We start from the raw sequence: 19,559 nt of genomic DNA on the forward strand, positions 1-19,559 counted from the left end.
GCTGCAACCCGGGGGACCGACGACGGGAAGAGCGGCGCGAGGTGGCGACTCACGGCATGTACCGACGGCGCGACACGCGCCGCGAGCAGCTGGTCGCGGAGATCACCAACAACCTTCGGCGGTACGCGGTGGACGCCCAACAGGTCGGCCACGCCTTCGCCAACCTGCACGGCCTGAACCCGACCGACCTGCAGGCGTTGATCGCGGTGATGGACGCCGAACTGCTCGGTGACCCGATCACCCCCGGCCGCCTCGGTGAGCAGCTGAACCTCTCCTCCGGCTCGGTCACGGCCCTGATCGACCGGCTGGAACGGGCCGGACACATCCGCCGTGACCGGGACACCGTCGACCGGCGCAAGGTGCTGCTGCACTACGCCGACCAGGGCGCCGCCCTGGCCATGGAGTTCTTCCAGCCGCTGGGCGCCCGTACCGACACGGTGATGGCCCGCTTCGCCGAGGACGAGCTGGAGATCGTGCACCGCTTCATGGCGGAGATGAGCGAGTCGCTGCGGGGGCACCGGGACGCGGTGCGCGCGGCCCGGCCGGAGCCACCCCGCCGCCCGACGGGCTGACCGGTGCCGGCCCGGCTCGTCACGCACCTCGCCAGCGCCGCGTTGCGCCTGCCTCCCACCCGTCCCGGCCCGGTGCGGGTCGGTCGGGACCTCCCGGTGCGGACCCGCGACGGTGTGGTGCTGCGCACCGATCACTACGCCCCGGGCGACCGCGACGCGCCGACCGTGCTGATCCGCACCGCCTACGGGCGGGGCGGACCGCTGCGACTGCTCGGTCGGCTGCTCGCCGCGCGAGGTTGCCACGCGGTGATCCAGTCCTGTCGGGGCACCGGCGGCTCCGGCGGGACGTTCGCCCCGCTGGTGCACGAGCGCGACGACGGCGTGGACACCCTGGACTGGCTGCGTCGCCAACCCTGGTGGTCCGGGCAACTCGGCATGTTCGGGGTCAGCTACCAGGGCTTCGCGCAGTGGGCGCTGGCCGCCGACGCCGGCGAGGAACTGCGGGCGATGGTCGCCGTGGTGACCGCCTCGGCCACCCGGGACTCGACGTACGCGGGGGAGTCCTTCGCCCTGGACACCGTGCTGACCTGGGCGGAGCTGCTGCACGCGCAGACCGTGCCGTGGCTGGCCCGGCAGTGGGAGCTCAAGCGGGGGCAGCCCCGGCTGGCGGCCGCGCTGGAGCACCTGCCCCTGGCCGACGCCGACCGGGTGGCCACCGGCGTGACCATCCCGTTCTTCCAGGAGTGGCTGCGCCACCACACCCCGCAGGCCGCGTACTGGCGGACCCGGGTCTTCGGCGACCAGGTCGCGAAGGTGCGGGCGCCGGTGGTCATGGTCACCGGTTGGCACGACATCTTCCTGCCCGCCCAGCTCGACGACCACGCCGTTCTGCGCGCCGCCGGCACCCCGCCGCGCCTGGTGATCGGCCCGTGGACGCACGGCAGCCCCGGACTGTTCGTGGCCGCGCTGCGCGAGGGGTTGGCCTGGCTCGACGAGCACCTGCCCGCCGTGCCTCGGCGGCGCGGACGGGCGCGGCCCACCGCGGCGCCCGTCCGGCTGTACGTCAGCGGCGCCGGCGGTGGCTGGCGGGACCTGCCGGACTGGCCACCACCGGCGGTCGAGACCGCCTGGCACCTGCAACCCGGTGGCGCGTTGGCGGCGCGCCCGCCGGTCGTGTCGACACCGGACGAGTTCCGCTACGACCCCGCCGACCCCACCCCGTCGCTGGGCGGGCCACTGCTCGTCGCCCAGCGGGCCGGCCCGGTGGACAACCGACACGTCGAGGCCCGCCCCGACGTGCTGACCTACACCAGCGCCCCGCTGACCGGGCCGATCGAGGTGATCGGCCCGGTCCGCGCCGAGATCCACGTCCGCAGCGACCTGCCGTACCTGGACGTCTTCGTCCGTCTGTGCGACGTGGACCGCCGAGGTCGTTCGTGGAACGTGTGCGACGGTCTGGTGCGGGTCACACCCGAGCGCTTCCCGGCCGACTCTTCCGGGGCGCTGCGGATTCCGGTGCCGCTCTGGCCGACCGCGTACCGGTTCGCCGCCGGGCACCGACTGCGGGTGCAGGTGTCCGGTGGCGCCCATCCACGGTGGGCCCGCAACCCCGGCACCGGGGAAACTCTCGGTACGGCGGTGACGCTGCGTGCCGGCTGGCGGCAGGTTCTGCACGATCCGGCTCACCCCTCGGCGCTGCTGTTGCCGATCGTCCACTCTGCCCCGCCGCAGCCTCCAATCTGAACGGACCCATCCTGAGCTGGGCATTTGCCGAAAATGCGGGCTATGGTTGAGTCAACGCCCGGCGCCGTGCATCAGTAGGCCGGGTTCGTCAAAAGCCCAGCACCGCGTACGCGGTGTGACGTCGTGCCCGGTCCCCGCCTTTCGGAAAGGGGGACCCCATGACGCGGGCCCCGGCTAATCTTCTGGCCGTCCGAAGCCTCCTCCTCACTCACCTCGACAACGCCCCCGGGCCGGACGACCTGGATCCGGGCGAGGTCGGCATCGTCGGCGACCCGGCCCACCGGGGCGGCTACCACTGCGGATCGGACCGGGTGGTTACCAACGACTACTCGGTGGTCGAGTCGCCCCGGGACCGGGCCGGGCTGACCCTCGACGCGGCGGCGCTGGACGTCGGCATGTTCGATGTCCGCTCCGGTGGCCGTACGAACACCCTGGCCAGCTTCTCGGCGTGGTGCGTCGCGCAGTGCGCCGCGAACGCGGCCGACACCCGGGACATCCGGGAGATCATCTACAGCCTCGACGGCAGCACGGTGAAGCGGTGGGATCGCCTCGGCAAGCGCACCAGCGGCGACAGCTCACACCGCTGGCACACCCACTTCAGCTTCTTCCGCGACGCCATCAAGGCGGGCCGCGACCAGCGGCCCTTGTTCCGCCGCTACCTCAGCTCCATCGGACTCCTGGAGGACGACGACATGACCCCCGAAGAGCACAACTGGCTGGCCACCGTCCACAAGAACCTCACAGTGCTGGATGGCCGCAACCCGGTCGGGCAGATCTACACCCGGATGGCAATGGGTGAGGATGCCACAGTCCCGAACTTCGTCTCGGCGCACCCGACGCTGACGTCGCTTGGCGTCCAGCTGACCGCCCTGCAGGCCGCGCTGACGGCGTTGTCCAACCGGGACTTCACCGACGAGGAGGCGATCATCCAGGGCGTGCTGGCCGGGCTGACGCCGGAGGAGATCGCGGCCGCGATCCCACCCACGATTGCCAAGCAGGTGGCCGACGAGTTGGCCCGGCGGCTCGTCGCCTGAGCGAGGGGCGGCTCGTAGCCGCCGGGCCGCCCCTCTTGACGCAATCCGCAACGGCTGTTGAGCAATAGATGTTGCGCAACAGTCGTTGCGGGTGTCAGGCTGTCGGCATGGACAGACCTGACGTACGCCAGATCACCGACTCCCGGGTGCTGGCCGCCATGTCCCACCCGCTGCGCCGCCGGCTGATGGACGTGCTCAAGGTGCACGGGCCCTCCACCGTCGGGCTGCTCGCCGAGCGCACCGACCAGGCCCCCGCGAACGTCAGCCACCACCTCAAGGTCCTCGCCGCCGCGGACCTGGTCACCGAGGCGCCCGAGTTGGCCCGGGACCGGCGCGAGCGGTGGTGGCGCCTGGTCACCCGGGCGCTGCGCTGGTCCAACGTCGACTTCGACGCCGACCCGGCCGACCGAGCGGTCGCCGACGCCGCCACCTCGCTCAACCTGGACCGGCACGTCGCCCTCGCCCGGGCCTGGCACGCCGCCGACGAGAGCACCCAGGCCACCTGGAACGACGCGCCGTTCTCCACCGACCACTGGCTGCGACTCACGCCCGAGGAGTTGGCCGAGCTGAGCCGCGAAATGATCGATCTCCTCAGGCGCTGGGCCGACCGGGACCTGCCCGACGACGACGCCGACCGCAGGACGGTCTTCGTGTTCGTCCACGGCGTACCGGCCCGACCGTGACCACCGCCACCCGCGACGACACCACCGACGTCCGGCCGACCGGGGGGCTGCTGCGCCACCGCGACTTCCGGCTGCTCTTGGCCGGCCAGGCGGTCAGCAGCGTCGGCAGCAACGTCACCACTGTCGCGTTGCCCCTGGTCGCGGTCGCCGTCCTCGACGCCGGCACCTTCCAGGTGGCGGTTCTCACCGCCGCGGCCTGGCTGCCCTGGCTGCTGATCGGCCTGCCGGCCGGCGCGTGGGTCGACCGGCTGCCCCGTCGGCCGGTGATGGTGATCTGCGACCTGCTCTGCGCGGTGGCCTTCCTCAGCGTGCCGCTGGCCGCCCTGCTGGACCGGCTCACCGTCGCGCAGCTGCTGGTGGTCGCCCTCAGCGCGGGCGCCGCGCGGGTCTTCTTCGAAACCGCCGACCAGGTCTACCTGCCGGTGCTGCTGCGACCCGGGCAACTGCCGGAGGGCAACGCCAAGCTCCAGGCGACCCAGACCGCGAGCTACGTCGTCGGGCCCGGCCTCGCCGGCCTGATCGCCCAGCTCACCGGTGCCGTCGCCGCACTGCTGCTGGACGCGCTCACGTTCCTGCTCTCCGCGGTGTTCCTGCTGCGCATCCGCACCCGCGAACCGCGCGTACGCCCGTCCGAACGGTCCCGATCCCTGCGCCGGGACATCACCGAGGGGCTGCGCTTCGTCGTCCGGGACCCGTACCTGCGGGTGCTCACGGTCTTCGGCGCGGCCAGCAACATCGGGTTGACCGGTTACCAGGCCGTCCTGGTGGTCTTCCTGGTCCGCGAACTGCGTCTCGAACCGGGCCTGGTGGGCGGGCTCGTCGGGGTGATGAGCGCAGGCGGGATCATCGGCGCGCTGCTCGCCACCACGGTGGCCCGGCGCTGCGGCACCGCACGGGCCCTACTGATCGCGGCGATGCTCACCGGCCCGCCAGCGCTGCTCATCCCGCTCGCCGCACCCGGCGTCGGGCTGGCCTGGCCGGCCCTCGGCGGTCTGCTGATCGGCCTGGGGGTGGCCATCGGCAACGTGGTCAAGGGCGCCTTCCGGCAGACCTACACGCCGCACCACCTGCTGGGCCGGGTGACGGTGAGCATGCACCTGCTCAACTACGGCACGATCCCGGTGGCAGCCGTGCTGGCCGGTGCGATCGGCGCACGCTACGGCGTCGAGACAGCAATCGTCGGGATGACCGCCTGGCTGGCGCTCACCCCGTTGATTCTGTTGGTCGGGCCAATCCGGAGGCGGCGGGACCTGCCCGCCGCCCCGGCGGCGTCTTGAGTGCGCTGCGACGGCGGCCGGAAACCGACCGCCGTCACCGGCACGGAGCTACATCGGGCGGACGTTGTCCGCCTGCGGACCCTTCTGCCCCTGGGTCACCTCGAACTCGACCTTCTGGCCCTCGTTGAGCTCCCGGTAGCCGCTCGAAGCGATGGCGGAGTAGTGGACGAACACGTCCGGCCCTCCACCGTCCTGCTCGATGAAGCCGAAGCCCTTTTCCGAGTTGAACCACTTAACCGTGCCGGTTGCCATGCATCTCTCCCTGTTCAAAGCGGCTGACCCTCGGCCTCTGGCCGATGATCGCCCGTACCTGTTCGACAGTAACGGGCAAAACCCCAATCCGCTGGCCGAAGTGCCGTAGGTCTTTTAGTGAACTCGGGTGAACTCTGCGCGGCGGCATGCGAAACCCGCCCCGACCAACCTCCGCTGGGGCATGCTTGCGCCGATGAGAGGTGCCGCAGCCGACGCGCTGACCGAGCTGGAACGCGAGATCGACGCACCCGGCGCCGGTCTGGACCGGCTCCGGCTGATGCCCACCCCGTTCGTCCCCGAGGTGCGGTTGCACCTGGCCGAGGACGCGATCGTCTGGTGGGCCCGGATGGAGGCCGCCGCCGGGCACGCGCTGCCGGCGCCGTACTGGGCCTCCGCCTGGGCCGGAGGGCAGGCCCTGGCCCGCCACCTCCTGGACCACCCCGAGTTGGTCGCCGGTCGCCGAGTGCTCGACCTCGCCGCCGGATCCGGGCTGGTGGCCATCGCCGCCGCGCTGGCCGGCGCCGCGGAGGTGATCGCCAACGACATCGACCCGTACGCCGTCGCCGCCGTCACCATCAACGCGCGGGCCAACCACGTCGCCGTCGACGCCACCGGGGACGACCTGCTCGACAGCACCGAGGCGAAGGTCGACCTGGTGGTCGCCGGAGACGTCTTCTACGACCGGGCGATGGCCGACCGGATGCTGCCCTTCCTACAGCGGGCCGCCGCCGCAGGCGCCGACGTGCTGGTCGGCGACCCCGGCCGCGGACACCTACCGGCGGACCGCCTGACCGTGCTGGCCGACTACCCGGTGCCCACCACCGAACCGTCGGTCGACTCGTCGCTACGCCACGTGCAGGTGTTGCGCCCCGCTTGAGCCGGGGTCCCGACTCAGGGGCGACCCCGAGGTGGATACCAGGGGTGACTGGGGGCTACGACCCGATGTCCGAAGTGGCGCGCCGGCCATAGCGTCGACGCATGACGCAATGGCTGGCCCAGATCGGAGAACTACCGGTTCTGCTGCTGATGGGTGTGCTCGGGCTCGTCATGCTCTTCGACGCCGTACCCCTGCTGGGAGTCCTCATCCCCGGCGACATCGCGATCCTCGCCGCCGTCGGGGTCGGCCGCCCGAGCACCGGGCTGGCCACCTTCACCGCAGTGCTGATCGGCTGCCTGGCCGGCTGGTCGCTGAGCTTCCTGATCGGCCGTCGCTACTCCGACCGACTGCGCCACAGCCGCGTCGGCGGCTGGATCGGTGAGACCCGCTGGACGGCGGCGGAAGGAATCCTGCGCCGCGGCGGCGGCCGGATGATGGTCGTGGCGCCGTTCCTGCCCGTCTTCAACGCGCTGCTGCCACTGGCCGCCGGCGGGCTGCGGATGTCGTACCGCCGATTCCTCGGCTGCGCGACGATCGGCGCGGCCGCCTGGGCCGGTCTCTACCTCGCCCTGGGCACCGCCTCACGGTCGGTGGCCGGGCTGCTGCCGGGGAACCCCAGCCCGCTGCTGGTCACGATGGGAGTCGGGCTGGTGCTGGCCTCCGTCGCGTTGCTGGGGGCGCGGCGGCGGTTGTTCTCCGTCGTTGGCTGATCTGGGGGGCGTGGGGGCGCTGGGGCCGGGTTGCGGTGGGTTGGGGGCGGGGGCCCGCCGTGCCCGGCTCCGGGCGGTCAGGCTTGATCCCTGCGCCGGGCACGGCGGGCCCCCGCCCCCGTCGTGGTTCCGGCTCGCGTTGGGGTGGCGCCGCCGTCGGTTTGGTTGTGATCTTGGTGGTGAACGGTCGACGGTTGGTGATCTTCCTCGGGGTGGGGTTACCAGCCTCTTGCTTTCCACTGGGGGAGGGCGGGGCGTTCGGCACCCAGGGTGCTGTCCTTGCCGTGGCCCGGGTAGAACCAGGTGTCGTCCGGCAGTTGGTCGAACAGCTTGTGCTCGACGTCGCCGATCAGCGCCGCGAAGCGCTCCGGGTCCTTGTCGGTGTTGCCCACGCCACCGGGAAAGAGACTGTCGCCGGTGAACAGGTGCGGGGTGCCGGCCGGGTCGCGGTAGAGCAGCGCGATCGAACCCGGGGTGTGCCCGTTGATGTGGATGACCTCCAGCGCGCAGTCGCCGACCGCCACGGTGTCGCCGTCGGCCAGCCGCTCCGCCTCGATCGGCAGCCCCGTCGCGTCATCGGCGTGCACCAGAACCCGGGCGCCGGTCTTGGCGACGACCTCCTCCAGCGCGACCCAGTGATCCATGTGCTGGTGGGTCGTCACCACGGCGGTGAGCCCACCGTCACCGATCAGGTCGAGCAGCCGGGGCGCCTCGTTGGCGGCGTCGATCAGCACTTGGTCACCGGTGCCCGTGCAGCGCAGCAGGTAGGCGTTGTTGTCCATCGGGCCCACCGACAGCTTGCTGATGGTCAGCCCGTCCAGCTCCCGAACCGCCGGTGCGCCGCCGTGCGTGACGTCTCCGCTGTATGTCATGACGTTTCTATATCCATTCCGGTGGAGTAGGCAGGGGGCCGTCGGGGGTGACGGAGAGCGGGGCGCCGTCGGCACGGCCGATCAGCCAGGCGGCGAGGTCGGGGGCGGGACCGGCGACGATCGGGGCGCCGAACCGCTCCCCGATCACCACCTCATGCCCGTTGCCGTCGAGGCGGAGCACCACTGACGGCGGTGTCGGCCCCGTGGCGTGATGGCTGGCCGCCTCGCGCAGCAGGCGGTGGGCGAACGTCTCCGACCAGTCCGCGGCCCGATAGTCGGCGGCCAGATCGAGGTGATGCACCTCGATCTCGCGCAGCCGGCCCCAGACGAGCAGCGCGGCCGGCCACGGGCCCTTCCGCGCCTGCACCGTCGCCGCCCAGGCCTCGGCCGGCATCGCCGCGACCGCCTCGGAGAACAGGTCCGCGGTGCGGCGCAGGTCGTCCAGGTGCGCGGCCGGTGGCCGGCTCGAACCAGCTTCGATGTCCGCCGTGCGGGCCTCCAGCGAGGCGTACATCGGTAGCGCCTCCCCGGTGCGGGCCGCGGTGAGCAGGTTGACGAAGCCGTCGGCGTTGCGGGCCAGATGCGCCAGCACGTGGCCGCGCGTCCAGCCGGGCAGCAACGACGCGGCGGCCAGGTCCGCGGCGTCGAAAGAAGCGGCGGTACGGAGTAGTCGGCTGGTGGCCGCGTCCACCTCGCCCATCAGCAGCAGCGGATCCGTGGTCACCCGTCGACCCTAGCGGTCCGCCGCCCGCGCCGTCGCCGGGGAAATCGCTTTCGGCGCGTCGGCGCGCGACCTACCGTCAGCGGCAGACGCGGCACCGGGACATCGGACGGAGGTGGTGATCATGCCGGACGTGGCACGCGTGTTCCGCCATCACCAGCTTCGACACCGATGAGGATGCCATGACGATCGATCTGACCGCGCTCGGCTGGGACGCCGAGCGGACGGCGTACGCCGCGCGCCGCGGCGAGCACCAGCCGGGCCGGGTGGCCCGCGTGGACCGGGGGGTCTGCACGGTGCTCACCGCGCTCGGCCCGGTCCGGGCCAGCCTGGGTGGGGCGGTGCTGACCGCCGCCGCGCGGGACCCCTCCGCGCTGCCCTGCGCCGGGGACTGGGTGCTGCTCACCCACTGGCCGGACCGCCGCGTCACAGTGGAGGTGGTGCTGCCGCGGCGGGCCGCGCTGATCCGGCGTACCGCTGGCAAGGACGCCAGCGGCCAGGTGTTGGCCGCCAACCTCGACGCCGCCGCGGTGGTTGAGCCGGTGCACCCCGAGCCGGATGTGGGCCGGATCGAGCGGCTGCTCTCCCTGGTCCACGAGTCCGGCGCCCGGCCACTGGTCGTGCTGACCAAGGCGGACCTCGCGGCCGACCCGACCGCGTTGGCCCGCCAGTTGGCCGCTGTCGCTCCCGGGGTGCCGGTGCTACCGGTCAGCGCCGAACGTGGCCTCGGGCTGGACCCGCTGCGCGCCGAGGTGGCGCCCGGCCGCACGCTCGGCCTGCTCGGCCCGTCCGGTGCTGGCAAGTCGAGCCTGGTCAACGCCCTCGTCGGGGCGGTGATGATGCCCACCCAGGCGATCCGGCGCGTCGATGGCAAGGGACGGCACACCACCACCTGGCGGGCTCTCGTACCCATCCCCGGTGGCGGCGCGGTGATCGACACGCCCGGCGTGCGGGCGGTCGGCCTGCTGGACGGCGCGGCCGGGCTCGACCGGGCGTTCGCCGACATCGTCGGGCTGGCCGAGGGCTGCCGGTACGCCGACTGCGGCCACGACGGCGAGCCCGCCTGCGCGGTCCGGGAGGCGCTGCACACCGGCGAGCTCTCCACCCGTCGGTGGGAAAGCTGGCGGCGGCTGCAGGGCGAGGTGACCCACGAGAGCCGACGGCGGGAGGCCCGGGTGGCTGCGGAGCGGCGCGGCGGGTGGCGTTCGGCCCGCCGTCGGGCGGCCCGTCCGCCGACGCCGGGCGGTTACTGACCGGGCGCCCACCGGTGCCGCGCGGGCGGGCTTTCGGAGGGCGCGGCCGACCGGGCTGAGCTGGGGGAATGTGCGGGCGGGGAAAACTGTCATACCTCGGGGCTAGAGTTGCCGAGGCGTGTTTTCCGCGCCCGCACGACCGCTCAAGACCACCCAGAGCGGGACACATCCTTCGCTTCGTCTTCTCCCGGGAGTACACGCACCGTGGCCGACCGACTGATCATCCGTGGCGCGCGCGAGCACAACCTGCGTGACGTCAGTCTCGACCTGCCCCGGGACGCACTCATCGTGTTCACCGGGCTGTCCGGGTCGGGCAAGTCGAGCCTGGCCTTCGACACGATCTTCGCCGAGGGGCAGCGCCGCTACGTCGAGTCGCTCTCGTCGTACGCCCGGCAGTTCCTCGGCCAGATGGACAAGCCAGACGTCGACTTCATCGAGGGCCTGAGCCCGGCCGTCTCGATCGACCAGAAGTCCACCTCGCGTAACCCGCGTTCGACAGTCGGCACCATCACCGAGGTCTACGACTACCTGCGCCTGCTCTACGCCCGCATCGGTGAGCCGCACTGCCCGGTCTGTGGCGAGCAAATCTCCCGGCAGAGCCCGCAGCAGATCGTCGACCGGGTCCTCGCCATGGCCGAGGGCACCAAGTTCATGGTGCTCGCCCCGGTGGTTCGTGGCCGCAAGGGCGAATACGTCGACCTCTTCGCCGAGCTGCAGGCCAAGGGCTACGCCCGGGCCCGGGTCGACGGCGTGGTGCACCCGCTGACCGAGCCGCCGAAGCTCAAGAAGCAGGAGAAGCACACCATCGAGGTGGTGATCGACCGGCTCACCGTCAAGCCGAGCGCCAAGCAGCGGCTCACCGACTCGGTCGAGGCCGCCCTGGGCCTGTCCAGCGGCCTGGTGCTGCTCGACTTCGTCGACCTTCCCGAGGACGACCCGGACCGCGAGCGCCGCTACTCCGAGCACCTGGCCTGCCCCAACGACCACCCGCTCGCCATCGAGGATCTCGAGCCTCGGGTCTTCTCCTTCAACGCGCCCTACGGCGCCTGCCCGGAGTGCACCGGCCTGGGCACCAAGAAGGAGGTCGACCCGGAGCTGCTGGTCCCCGACCCGGAGCGCAGCCTGCGCGAGGGCGCCATCCAGCCCTGGTCCACCGGGCACAACCTGGAATACTTCCTGCGCCTGCTGGAGGCGCTCGGCGAGGCCCAGCACTTCGACATCGACACCCCGTGGCGGGCGTTGCCGGCGCGGGCGCAGAAGACGATCCTGCACGGCTCCGACGATCAGGTGCACGTGCGCTACCGCAACAAGTACGGCCGTGAGCGCTCCTACTACACCGGCTTCGAGGGCGTGGTGCAGTGGATCGAGCGCCGGCACTCCGACACCGAGTCCGAGTGGTCCCGCGACAAGTACGAGGGCTACATGCGTGACGTGCCGTGCGCGGCGTGCGGCGGCGCCCGGCTCAAGCCCGAGGTGCTCGCTGTCACGTTGGCCGGCAAGAGCATCGCCGAGGTCTGCAACCTGTCCGTGGGGGAGTGCGCCGACCTGCTCGCCGGCATCGAGCTGACCGACCGGCAGAAGATGATCGCCGAGCGGGTCCTCAAGGAGATCAACGCCCGCCTGCGGTTCCTGCTCGACGTCGGCCTCGACTACCTCTCCCTGGACCGGCCGGCCGGCACGCTGTCCGGCGGTGAGGCACAGCGAATCCGGCTGGCCACCCAGATCGGCTCCGGCCTGGTGGGCGTGCTCTACGTGCTCGACGAGCCGTCGATCGGGCTGCACCAGCGTGACAACCACCGGCTGATCGAGACCTTGATCCGGCTGCGCGGGCTGGGCAACACGCTGATCGTGGTGGAGCACGACGAGGACACCATCCGCACCGCCGACTGGATCGTCGACATCGGGCCCGGCGCGGGCGAGCACGGCGGCAAGATCGTGCACAGCGGCTCGGTGCCGGCGCTGCTGAAGAACAAGGAGTCGATCACCGGGGCGTACCTGTCCGGTCGACGGTCGATCCCGACGCCGACGGGTCGCCGCCCACAGGACCCGGCCCGGGAGCTGGTGGTGCACGGCGCGCGGGAGCACAACCTGCGCAACCTGACCGTCTCGTTCCCGCTGGGCCAGCTGATCGCGGTCACCGGGGTCAGCGGCTCGGGTAAGTCGACGCTTGTCAACGACATCCTGTACGCGGTGCTGGCCAACCAGATCAACGGCGCCCGGCTGGTCCCCGGCCGGCACACCCGGGTCTCCGGTCTGGAACACGTGGACAAGGTCGTCGGCGTGGACCAGTCGCCGATCGGCCGGACGCCGCGCTCCAACCCGGCCACCTACACCGGTGTCTGGGACCACGTCCGCAAGCTCTTCGCCGAGACGACCGAGGCGAAGGTGCGCGGGTACGGCCCGGGGCGGTTCTCCTTCAACGTCAAGGGCGGCCGCTGCGAGGCGTGCTCGGGTGACGGCACCATCAAGATCGAGATGAACTTCCTCCCCGACGTGTACGTCCCCTGCGAGGTCTGCAAGGGCGCCCGGTACAACCGGGAGACCCTGGAGGTGCACTACAAGGGCAAGACCGTCTCGGACGTGCTGGAGATGCCGATCGAGGAGGCCGCCGAGTTCTTCTCCCCCATCCCGGCCATCCACCGGCACCTCAAGACGCTCGTCGACGTCGGCCTGGGCTACGTCCGCCTCGGTCAGCCCGCGCCGACCCTCTCCGGTGGTGAGGCGCAGCGGGTCAAGCTCGCCTCCGAGCTGCAGAAGCGCTCCACCGGGCGGACGGTCTACGTGCTCGACGAGCCGACCACCGGTCTGCACTTCGAGGACATCCGCAAGCTGCTGATGGTGCTGGAGGGGCTGGTCGACAAGGGCAACACGGTGATCACCATCGAGCACAACCTCGACGTGATCAAGACGGCGGACTGGCTGATCGACATGGGTCCCGAGGGCGGTCACCGCGGCGGCACCGTGCTCGCCACCGGCACCCCCGAGGAGGTCGCCGAGGTGGCGGAGAGCCACACCGGCGAGTTCCTGCGCCAGGTGCTCAAGCTCGACGGCGAGGCCAAGGGTGCGGCTGCCGCCACCACCCGGGCCGCCAAGGCCAACGGCGCAACCAAGGCACGGGCCAGCCGTAAGGTGCCGGCCGGCGCGCGCTGATCTCTCGGTACGTGTTCGCGGGGCGGGTCGGTTGACGACCCGCCCCGTCCCATTTGCCGGTCGGACGAATGCCGCGGTGAACCATCCGGCACAGTTGCCCGTGTGGAGAAGTGTGGCCGGCTCTTGACCGGCCCAGCGGGCTAGAGAGAGGCGAGGCATGAGTGACGATCAGGCACTGACCGGTCCGGGTACGCAGACACGTCGTACCCTGCTCACCGGCGTCGGCGCGGTCGGCGCGGCCGTCGTCCTGGCTGCCTGCGGCAGCGACGACGGTGGCAGCGGCAGTGACGCACCCACAAGTGGTGGTCCCGCCGTGCCCAGCACCGGCGACGCTGGCGGCGGCGACCGGCAGAACGCCCAGTCGTTGGCCACCACCGCCGACATCCCGGTCGGAGGCGGCAAGGTCCTCGCCGCCGAGGGCGTGGTCATCACCCAGCCCGCGGCGGGCCAGTTCAAGGGCTTCAGCCCGATCTGTACGCACCAGAACTGCCCGGTGACGAACGTCGACGGCGGCACCATCAACTGCACCTGCCACGGCAGCAAGTTCTCGATCGAGGACGGCTCGGTGAAGGCCGGCCCGGCCACCAAGCCGCTGCCGCCCAAGAACATCAAGGTCACCGGCGACCAGATCTCGCTGGCCTGATCCGACCTCGGGCCGGCGGGCTGGCCCGGCCGCCTTTCGCTGACCGGCCGGCCCGGCGTCGCAGGAGCGACTCGCGTTTCGGGAAGTCGGGGTGTTGGCGGTGTGCCGACACCCCGACTTCCGGGACGCCGAGTGGATCACGCGCCTGCGGTGGGCTGTCGGTGCTGCGGACTACGCTTGTTGGCGTGGCTGACCCCTCGACCTACCGCCCCGCACCCGGCACCATCCCGGAGCTACCGGGGGTCTACCGCTTCCGTGACGGCACCGGCCGGGTGATCTACGTCGGCAAGGCGCGAAATCTGCGCAGCCGACTCAACTCCTACTTCGGCGACGTCTGGAACCTGCACGAGCGCACCCGGCAGATGGTCACCACCGCCGAGTCGGTGGACTGGATCACCGTCGGCACCGAGGTCGAGGCGCTCCAGCAGGAGTTCACCTGGATCAAGCAGTACGACCCCCGCTTCAACGTCCGCTACCGCGACGACAAGTCGTACCCCTATCTCGCCGTGACCCTCGACGAGGAGTACCCACGGCTGCAGGTGATGCGCGGCGCCAAGCGCAAGGGCGTGCGTTACTTCGGTCCCTACTCACACGCCTGGGCGATCCGGGAGACCCTCGACCTGCTGCTGCGGGTGTTCCCCGCGCGCACGTGCTCCGCCGGGGTGTTCAAGCGGGCCGGCCAGGTCGGTCGTCCCTGCCTGCTGGGCTACATCGGCAAGTGCTCGGCGCCGTGCGTCGGCACCGTCTCCGCCGACGAACACCGGGCCATCGTCGACGGGTTCTGCGACTTCATGGCCGGGCGCACCGACACCATGGTCCGCAAGATCGAACGCGAGATGACCGAGGCGAGCGAGCAACTGGAGTTCGAGCGGGCCGCCCGGCTGCGCGACGACGTGGCCGCGCTGCGCCGGGCCATGGAGAAGCAGACAGTGGTGCTCGGCGACGGCACCGACGCGGACGTCGTCGCGTTCGCCGACGACCCGCTCGAGAGCGCCGTTCAGGTCTTCCACGTCCGCGACGGCCGGGTCCGCGGCCAGCGCGGCTGGGTGGTGGAGAAGACCGAGGATCTGACCACCGGGGACCTGGTGCACCACTTCTGCACCCAGGTGTACGGCGGCGAGCACGGCGAGGCCGACGTGCCCCGGGAACTGCTGGTCCCCGAGCTGCCCGCGGACGCCGACGCGCTGGCCGAATGGCTCTCCAACCATCGAGGCAGTCGGGTTTCGCTGCGGGTGCCGCAGCGTGGCGACAAGCGCTCACTGATGGAGACGGTGGAGCGCAACGCCAAGGACGCGCTGTCCCGGCACAAGCTCAAGCGCTCCGGTGACCTGACCACCCGGGGCAAGGCACTGGACGAGATCAGCGAGGCACTGGGCATGAGCACCTCGCCGCTGCGCATCGAGTGTTTCGACATCTCCCAGATCCAGGGCACCGACGTGGTCGCCAGCATGGTGGTCTTCGAGGACGGGTTGCCCCGCAAGAGCGAGTACCGGCGGTTCATCGTCCGGGGCGCCACCGATGACCTCTCCGCGATGTCCGAGGTGCTCCGCCGCCGCTTCGCCCGCTACCTGGACGCCAGGGCCGAGACGGGCGAGGTGGGCGTCGAGTCGGCCGACGATGCGGCAGCCCCTCAGGACGCGGTCGAACCACAGGTCGGTGTCCTGATCGATCCGACCACCGGCCGGCCCCGAAAATTCGCGTACCCGCCGCAGCTGGTGGTCGTCGACGGCGGCGCCCCACAGGTCGCGGCCGCCGCGCAGGCCCTCGCCGACCTGGGCATCGACGACGTGGCCCTGTGCGGGCTGGCCAAGCGGCTGGAGGAGGTGTGGCTCCCGGACGACGAGTTCCCCGTCATCCTCCCGCGCACCTCGGAGGGGCTCTACCTGCTGCAACGGGTGCGTGACGAGGCCCACCGGTTCGCCATCACCTTCCATCGGCAGCGCCGCTCCAAGCGGATGACCGAGTCGGCACTGGACCACGTACCCGGCCTCGGCGAGGTGCGGCGCAAGGCGCTGCTGCGGCACTTCGGCTCGCTCAAGCGGCTCTCGGCCGCAACTGTCGAAGAGATCACCGAGGTGCCGGGAGTGGGTCAGCGCACCGCCGAGGCGATCCTGGCTGCCCTCGACAAGGACACAAAGGCCGGCGACAGCGCGGAGGCCAAGCCCACCACCTGAGCGCTTGTCGTCGCTCGCCCGGCCGGAGGCGGCCACCGGCTGACGCTGGCTGTGCTTGCTCGCCCCGTTGGTGGGCGGTCGCGCCCCCATGATCGTGCTCGATCCTGGATGTAGTGGCCTCGTTGCACTGGGTGGGGCCTGTTTCCTGGATCGAGCACGATCATGCGGGCCGCGAGGTTCCATACGGCGCGCTGCCCCTGGCCGGGCTAGCCGTACGGCGCGCTGCCCCTGGCCGGGCTAGCCGTACGGCGCGCTGCCCCTGGCCGGGCTAGCCGTACGGCGCGCTGCCCCTGGCCGGGCTAGCCGTACGGGGCGCTGCCCCGTGCGTCGGGCCGATCCGCGCCTCGCCCCGTCCCGCCTTCGACCGGTCCGGGCGCGCGAACGGGGCGGACGGGCATGATCCACTCGGCTTTCATGATGTCGGGGTGTCCCCGGCCTCCGGACACCGCGACTTTCAGGAACCCGAGTGGATCACGTCGCCGTGGCCGCCGTGTCGGGTTCGGTGGGCCCGCAGGGTGCGTCGTTTGTCGGGTTTGGCCTCACGTGTCGGGTGGTCGGGGCCACCCTCGTGGCGGAATCGGCGGCCGGGCCGGGTCGTTATACCTGGCAGACCACCGCAACAGACCGGGTCACGGTTGCGCCGACCCCGCCGGGAACCAGCCGCCAGGCCCTCCCCGCGGGAAACAGCCGCCGGGAACATCCGCCAGGCCGCCCCGGTTACATCCCCCGCACCGTCGAGCACCACAACGGCCCGGGCATGGCAGCCGCCGGGAACATCTGGCAGGCCGCCTCGGTTACGTCCCCCGCACGGCCGAGCACCACAACGGCCCACCCCCTGCGGGTAGGCGGAATGACGCGCCACCGCGAACGGTTACACGCTGTCCCGACGCCGACCCCTTTCCGCGGGTCACCGGGCGCAAATCTTCCCCGCACCACCACACCCCCCGAGGTGGTGCGGGCACCCCCGATGCAGAGGAGCACGCCACCATGCGTACCGATCTGATCCGTAAGACCGCCCTCACCGCTGCTGGTCTCGCCTTCACCGGCGGCGCCATCGCCGGCCCCGTCACCACCGCCTTCGCCGCCCCCACCAGCGGCAAGCCGGTCACGCAGACCCACACCGACCGCAAGGGCCACGGCGAGCGGGAACTCGGCGTGCGCTACGAAGCCCAACCGAACTTCTACTACTGCGGCCCCGCCGCCACCCGAAACGCCCTGTCCGTGCAGGGCAAGAACATCAACGTTGATGACATGGCCAAGGAAATGGGCACCACCGAGGCCGGCACCAACTCCATCAACGACATCACCCCCGTCCTGAACAAGGAAACCGGCAAGACCGACGCCTACCGGTCGGTGGAGATCAGCACCCCCGACGCCGACGCGAAGCAGACCGACACGCTGCGCGCCGACGTGGTCAAGACCGTCGACGACGGCCGCGCCGTGGTCGCGAACATCGCCGGGACCAGCACCGACACCGACGGCACCACCCACTCCTACGAGGGCGGGCACTACATCAGCGTCGTCGGCTACCGCGACAACGGCAACACCGTCACCATCGCCGACTCCGCCGACCCCAACCAGGCCGCCTACCAGATCAGCGTCGAGCACCTCGCCGACTGGATCGCCACCCGCGGCTACGCCACCAGCTGACCCCAGCACCACACACACACCGAAGGGCCGGACCCCACCACGGGGCCCGGCCCTTCGGCATGACCTCAGTCGGTGGCGAGGACGGCCAGGATCTGCTCGCCGTACTTGGCGAGTTTGTTCTCGCCGACCCCGCTGACGCGGGACAGGTCGGCCAGGGTGCTGGGCGCGTCGCTGGCGATCTGTCGCAGCGTGGCGTCGTGGAAGATCACGTACGCCGGAACGCCCTGCTCTTTGGCGCTGGACGCACGCCAGCCGCGCAGCCGCTCGAACAGTGACGCGGCGGCCGGGGTCAGTTCGGCGACGACTGTGGACGAGCCGCGCGGCTTCGATGAGCGGCTCGATGCCGGCTTCTCCGGTTCGCGGCGCAGGGTGACCGTGCGGCGGCGACCGAGGACGTCGGCGCTCGCCTCGGTCAGCGCGAGGGTGCCGTAGTCGCCCTCCACGGCGAGGAGCCCTTCGGCGAGCAGTTGTCGGACCACGCCCCGCCACTCGGCCTCGCTGAGCTCGGAGCCGATGCCGAAGACGGTCAGGGAGTCGTGACCGTACTGGCTGATTTTGTCGTTCTGTTTGCCGAGCAGGATGTCGATGCAGTGCCCGGCGCCGAAGCGCTGGTTGCGTTCGCGGTCGAGGCGGAAGACGGCGGACAGCAACTTCTGGGCGGCGACGGTGCCGTCCCAGGACTCGGGTGGGGTGAGGCAGGTGTCGCAGTTGCCGCAGGCGGCCGTCGTCGTCTCGCCGAAGTATTCGAGCAGTTGGACCCGCCGGCAGCGCACCGTCTCGCAGAGGGCGAGCATGGCGTCCAGGTGCGCGGCGAGGTTGCGGCGGTGGGCGAGGTCGCCGTCGGAGGTCTCGATCATCTTGCGTTGCTGGACCACGTCCTGCAGCCCGTACGCGAGCCAGGCGGTGGACGGCAGGCCGTCGCGGCCGGCGCGGCCGGTTTCCTGGTAGTAGCCCTCGACGGACTTGGGCAGGTCGAGGTGGGCGACGAAGCGGACGTCGGGCTTGTCGATGCCCATGCCGAAGGCGATGGTGGCCACCATGACCAGGCCGTCTTCCCGCAGGAAACGCTGTTGGTTGCGAGCGCGGGTGCCCGCGTCCAGCCCGGCGTGGTACGGCAGCGCGGCGACCCCGTTGGCGGTGAGGAACTCCGCCGTCTTGTCGACCGAGGCCCGGGACAGGCAGTAGACGATGCCGGCGTCGCCGGGGTGCTCGTCGCGCAGCAGCGTCAGCAGTTGCTTGCGGGGCTCGCGTTTGGGCACGATCCGGTACTGGATGTTGGGCCGGTCGAAGCTGGCCACGAAGTGCCGGGCGCCGTCGAGGTTGAGTCGGGTCGCGATCTCGGTGCGGGTGGCGCTGGTCGCGGTGGCGGTCAGCGCGATGCGGGGCACCTCGGGCCAGCGTTCGTGCAGCATCGACAGGGCGAGGTAGTCGGGGCGGAAGTCGTGCCCCCACTGGGACACGCAGTGCGCCTCGTCGATCGCGAACAGGGAGATGCGCCCCCGGTCGAGCAGGGCGAGGGTGGACCGGACGCCGAGCGCCTCCGGGGCCAGGTAGAGCAGGTCCAACTCGCCGGCGACGAAGGCGGCTTCCACCCGCCGTCGGGCGTCCAGGGTCTGGGTCGAGTTGAGGAAGCCGGCGCGTACGCCGACCGCGGTGAGGGCATCGACCTGGTCCTGCATGAGCGCGATCAGCGGGGACACGACGACGGCGACGCCGTCGCGGACCAGGGCCGGGATCTGGTAGCACAGGGACTTGCCGCCACCGGTGGGCATCAACACCAGCGCGTCGCCGCCGGCGACCACATGGTCGATCACGTCCTGCTGGAAACCACGGAACGCGTCGTAGCCGAAGACCCGGCCCAGCACGTCCAGGGCGTCGGAAGCGGCACGCAGGTCGGTGGGAGAAGCCATCCGCGGAGTCTACGAGCCCACCCCGACAGCACCCGTCCGGCGCACCCGGGTCGGGTGGGCCACGTTGAGCGTATTGACAATTACTGATCGTCATCAAG

Annotated in this window: 16 protein-coding genes; 12 read left to right on the top strand and 4 right to left on the bottom strand. The window is 71.4% G+C overall.

All coding sequences use genetic code 11. The features are described 5' to 3' along the window. The first annotated feature begins 56 nt into the window (after window positions 1-56). From IW248_RS02505 to IW248_RS02525, 5 genes are all read left to right on the top strand, one after another. Window positions 57-572: a MarR family winged helix-turn-helix transcriptional regulator gene (locus IW248_RS02505; protein ID WP_196925474.1), complete on the top strand. Its 516-nt coding sequence runs from the start codon at window positions 57-59 to the stop codon at window positions 570-572. Between the two features lie 3 nt (window positions 573-575). After that, window positions 576-2,255: a CocE/NonD family hydrolase gene (locus tag IW248_RS02510; RefSeq protein ID WP_196925475.1), complete on the top strand. Its 1,680-nt coding sequence runs from the start codon at window positions 576-578 to the stop codon at window positions 2,253-2,255. Between the two features lie 158 nt (window positions 2,256-2,413). After that, window positions 2,414-3,289 (top strand): hypothetical protein, encoded by an 876-nt coding sequence (locus IW248_RS02515; RefSeq protein WP_196925476.1) that lies wholly within the window; start codon window positions 2,414-2,416, stop codon window positions 3,287-3,289. Window positions 3,290-3,396: 107 nt separating this feature from the next. Further along, window positions 3,397-3,972 carry an ArsR/SmtB family transcription factor gene (locus IW248_RS02520; protein ID WP_196925477.1) on the top strand — a complete coding sequence of 192 codons (576 nt, stop codon included), beginning with the start codon at window positions 3,397-3,399 and terminating at the stop codon, window positions 3,970-3,972. Continuing rightward, on the top strand, window positions 3,969-5,249 hold the full coding sequence (locus IW248_RS02525) for an MFS transporter (RefSeq protein ID WP_196925478.1): 1,281 nt from the start codon (window positions 3,969-3,971) through the stop codon (window positions 5,247-5,249). The genes IW248_RS02520 and IW248_RS02525 overlap by 4 nt, the downstream gene beginning before the upstream one ends. Before the next feature lie 48 nt (window positions 5,250-5,297). On the opposite strand, the gene IW248_RS02530 is transcribed toward IW248_RS02525, so the two are convergent. Further along, window positions 5,298-5,501, bottom strand: a complete 204-nt coding sequence (locus IW248_RS02530) for a cold-shock protein (protein ID WP_007462771.1) — start codon at window positions 5,499-5,501, stop codon at window positions 5,298-5,300. 193 nt (window positions 5,502-5,694) lie between these two features. Between IW248_RS02530 and IW248_RS02535 the strand changes: the two genes are divergently transcribed. Then, a complete protein-coding gene (locus IW248_RS02535; RefSeq protein ID WP_307787653.1) occupies window positions 5,695-6,378 on the top strand; it encodes a class I SAM-dependent methyltransferase in 684 nt (227 codons plus the stop codon). 101 nt (window positions 6,379-6,479) lie between these two features. Next, window positions 6,480-7,088 (top strand): DedA family protein, encoded by a 609-nt coding sequence (locus IW248_RS02540; RefSeq protein ID WP_196925480.1) that lies wholly within the window; start codon window positions 6,480-6,482, stop codon window positions 7,086-7,088. A gap of 218 nt (window positions 7,089-7,306) precedes the next feature. Here IW248_RS02540 and IW248_RS02545 read toward each other — a convergent pair whose 3' ends face one another. Continuing rightward, window positions 7,307-7,960: an MBL fold metallo-hydrolase gene (locus tag IW248_RS02545; RefSeq protein ID WP_196925481.1), complete on the bottom strand. Its 654-nt coding sequence runs from the start codon at window positions 7,958-7,960 to the stop codon at window positions 7,307-7,309. A gap of 7 nt (window positions 7,961-7,967) precedes the next feature. Next, window positions 7,968-8,684, bottom strand: coding sequence for a maleylpyruvate isomerase family mycothiol-dependent enzyme (locus IW248_RS02550; RefSeq protein ID WP_196925482.1), 717 nt, complete (start codon window positions 8,682-8,684; stop codon window positions 7,968-7,970). 179 nt (window positions 8,685-8,863) lie between these two features. Between IW248_RS02550 and rsgA the strand changes: the two genes are divergently transcribed. From rsgA to IW248_RS02575, 5 genes are all read left to right on the top strand, one after another. After that, a complete protein-coding gene (gene rsgA, locus IW248_RS02555; RefSeq protein WP_196925483.1) occupies window positions 8,864-9,934 on the top strand; it encodes a ribosome small subunit-dependent GTPase A in 1,071 nt (356 codons plus the stop codon). Window positions 9,935-10,138: 204 nt separating this feature from the next. After that, the gene (gene uvrA, locus IW248_RS02560; RefSeq protein WP_196925484.1) at window positions 10,139-13,084 is read left to right on the top strand and encodes an excinuclease ABC subunit UvrA; all 2,946 of its coding nucleotides are present in this window, start codon (window positions 10,139-10,141) and stop codon (window positions 13,082-13,084) included. A 157-nt stretch (window positions 13,085-13,241) separates the two neighbouring features. After that, window positions 13,242-13,727 carry a Rieske (2Fe-2S) protein gene (locus tag IW248_RS02565; protein ID WP_124816434.1) on the top strand — a complete coding sequence of 162 codons (486 nt, stop codon included), beginning with the start codon at window positions 13,242-13,244 and terminating at the stop codon, window positions 13,725-13,727. A gap of 185 nt (window positions 13,728-13,912) precedes the next feature. Then, window positions 13,913-15,901 carry an excinuclease ABC subunit UvrC gene (gene uvrC / locus IW248_RS02570; RefSeq protein WP_196925485.1) on the top strand — a complete coding sequence of 663 codons (1,989 nt, stop codon included), beginning with the start codon at window positions 13,913-13,915 and terminating at the stop codon, window positions 15,899-15,901. 987 nt (window positions 15,902-16,888) lie between these two features. After that, window positions 16,889-17,551 (top strand): C39 family peptidase, encoded by a 663-nt coding sequence (locus IW248_RS02575; RefSeq protein WP_196925486.1) that lies wholly within the window; start codon window positions 16,889-16,891, stop codon window positions 17,549-17,551. A 65-nt stretch (window positions 17,552-17,616) separates the two neighbouring features. Here IW248_RS02575 and recQ read toward each other — a convergent pair whose 3' ends face one another. Continuing rightward, window positions 17,617-19,461: a DNA helicase RecQ gene (recQ, locus tag IW248_RS02580; RefSeq protein ID WP_196925487.1), complete on the bottom strand. Its 1,845-nt coding sequence runs from the start codon at window positions 19,459-19,461 to the stop codon at window positions 17,617-17,619. Between the last annotated feature and the right edge of the window lie 98 nt (window positions 19,462-19,559).

The sequence above is a fragment of the Micromonospora ureilytica genome (assembly GCF_015751765.1).
In the GTDB taxonomy this organism is placed as follows: domain Bacteria; phylum Actinomycetota; class Actinomycetes; order Mycobacteriales; family Micromonosporaceae; genus Micromonospora; species Micromonospora ureilytica.

What these genes read in the sequence shown, in the direction of transcription:
- IW248_RS02515 (WP_196925476.1), top strand. Translation starts at nt 2,414, where the DNA reads ATGACGCGGGCCCCGGCTAATCTTCTGGCCGTCCGAAGCCTCCTCCTC.
- rsgA (WP_196925483.1), top strand. Translation starts at nt 8,864, where the DNA reads ATGACGATCGATCTGACCGCGCTCGGCTGGGACGCCGAGCGGACGGCG.
- IW248_RS02545 (WP_196925481.1), bottom strand. Translation starts at nt 7,960, where the DNA reads ATGACATACAGCGGAGACGTCACGCACGGCGGCGCACCGGCGGTTCGG.
- IW248_RS02530 (WP_007462771.1), bottom strand. Translation starts at nt 5,501, where the DNA reads ATGGCAACCGGCACGGTTAAGTGGTTCAACTCGGAAAAGGGCTTCGGC.
- recQ (WP_196925487.1), bottom strand. Translation starts at nt 19,461, where the DNA reads ATGGCTTCTCCCACCGACCTGCGTGCCGCTTCCGACGCCCTGGACGTG.
- IW248_RS02565 (WP_124816434.1), top strand. Translation starts at nt 13,242, where the DNA reads ATGAGTGACGATCAGGCACTGACCGGTCCGGGTACGCAGACACGTCGT.
- IW248_RS02575 (WP_196925486.1), top strand. Translation starts at nt 16,889, where the DNA reads ATGCGTACCGATCTGATCCGTAAGACCGCCCTCACCGCTGCTGGTCTC.
- IW248_RS02540 (WP_196925480.1), top strand. Translation starts at nt 6,480, where the DNA reads ATGACGCAATGGCTGGCCCAGATCGGAGAACTACCGGTTCTGCTGCTG.
- IW248_RS02535 (WP_307787653.1), top strand. Translation starts at nt 5,695, where the DNA reads ATGAGAGGTGCCGCAGCCGACGCGCTGACCGAGCTGGAACGCGAGATC.
- IW248_RS02505 (WP_196925474.1), top strand. Translation starts at nt 57, where the DNA reads ATGTACCGACGGCGCGACACGCGCCGCGAGCAGCTGGTCGCGGAGATC.
- IW248_RS02520 (WP_196925477.1), top strand. Translation starts at nt 3,397, where the DNA reads ATGGACAGACCTGACGTACGCCAGATCACCGACTCCCGGGTGCTGGCC.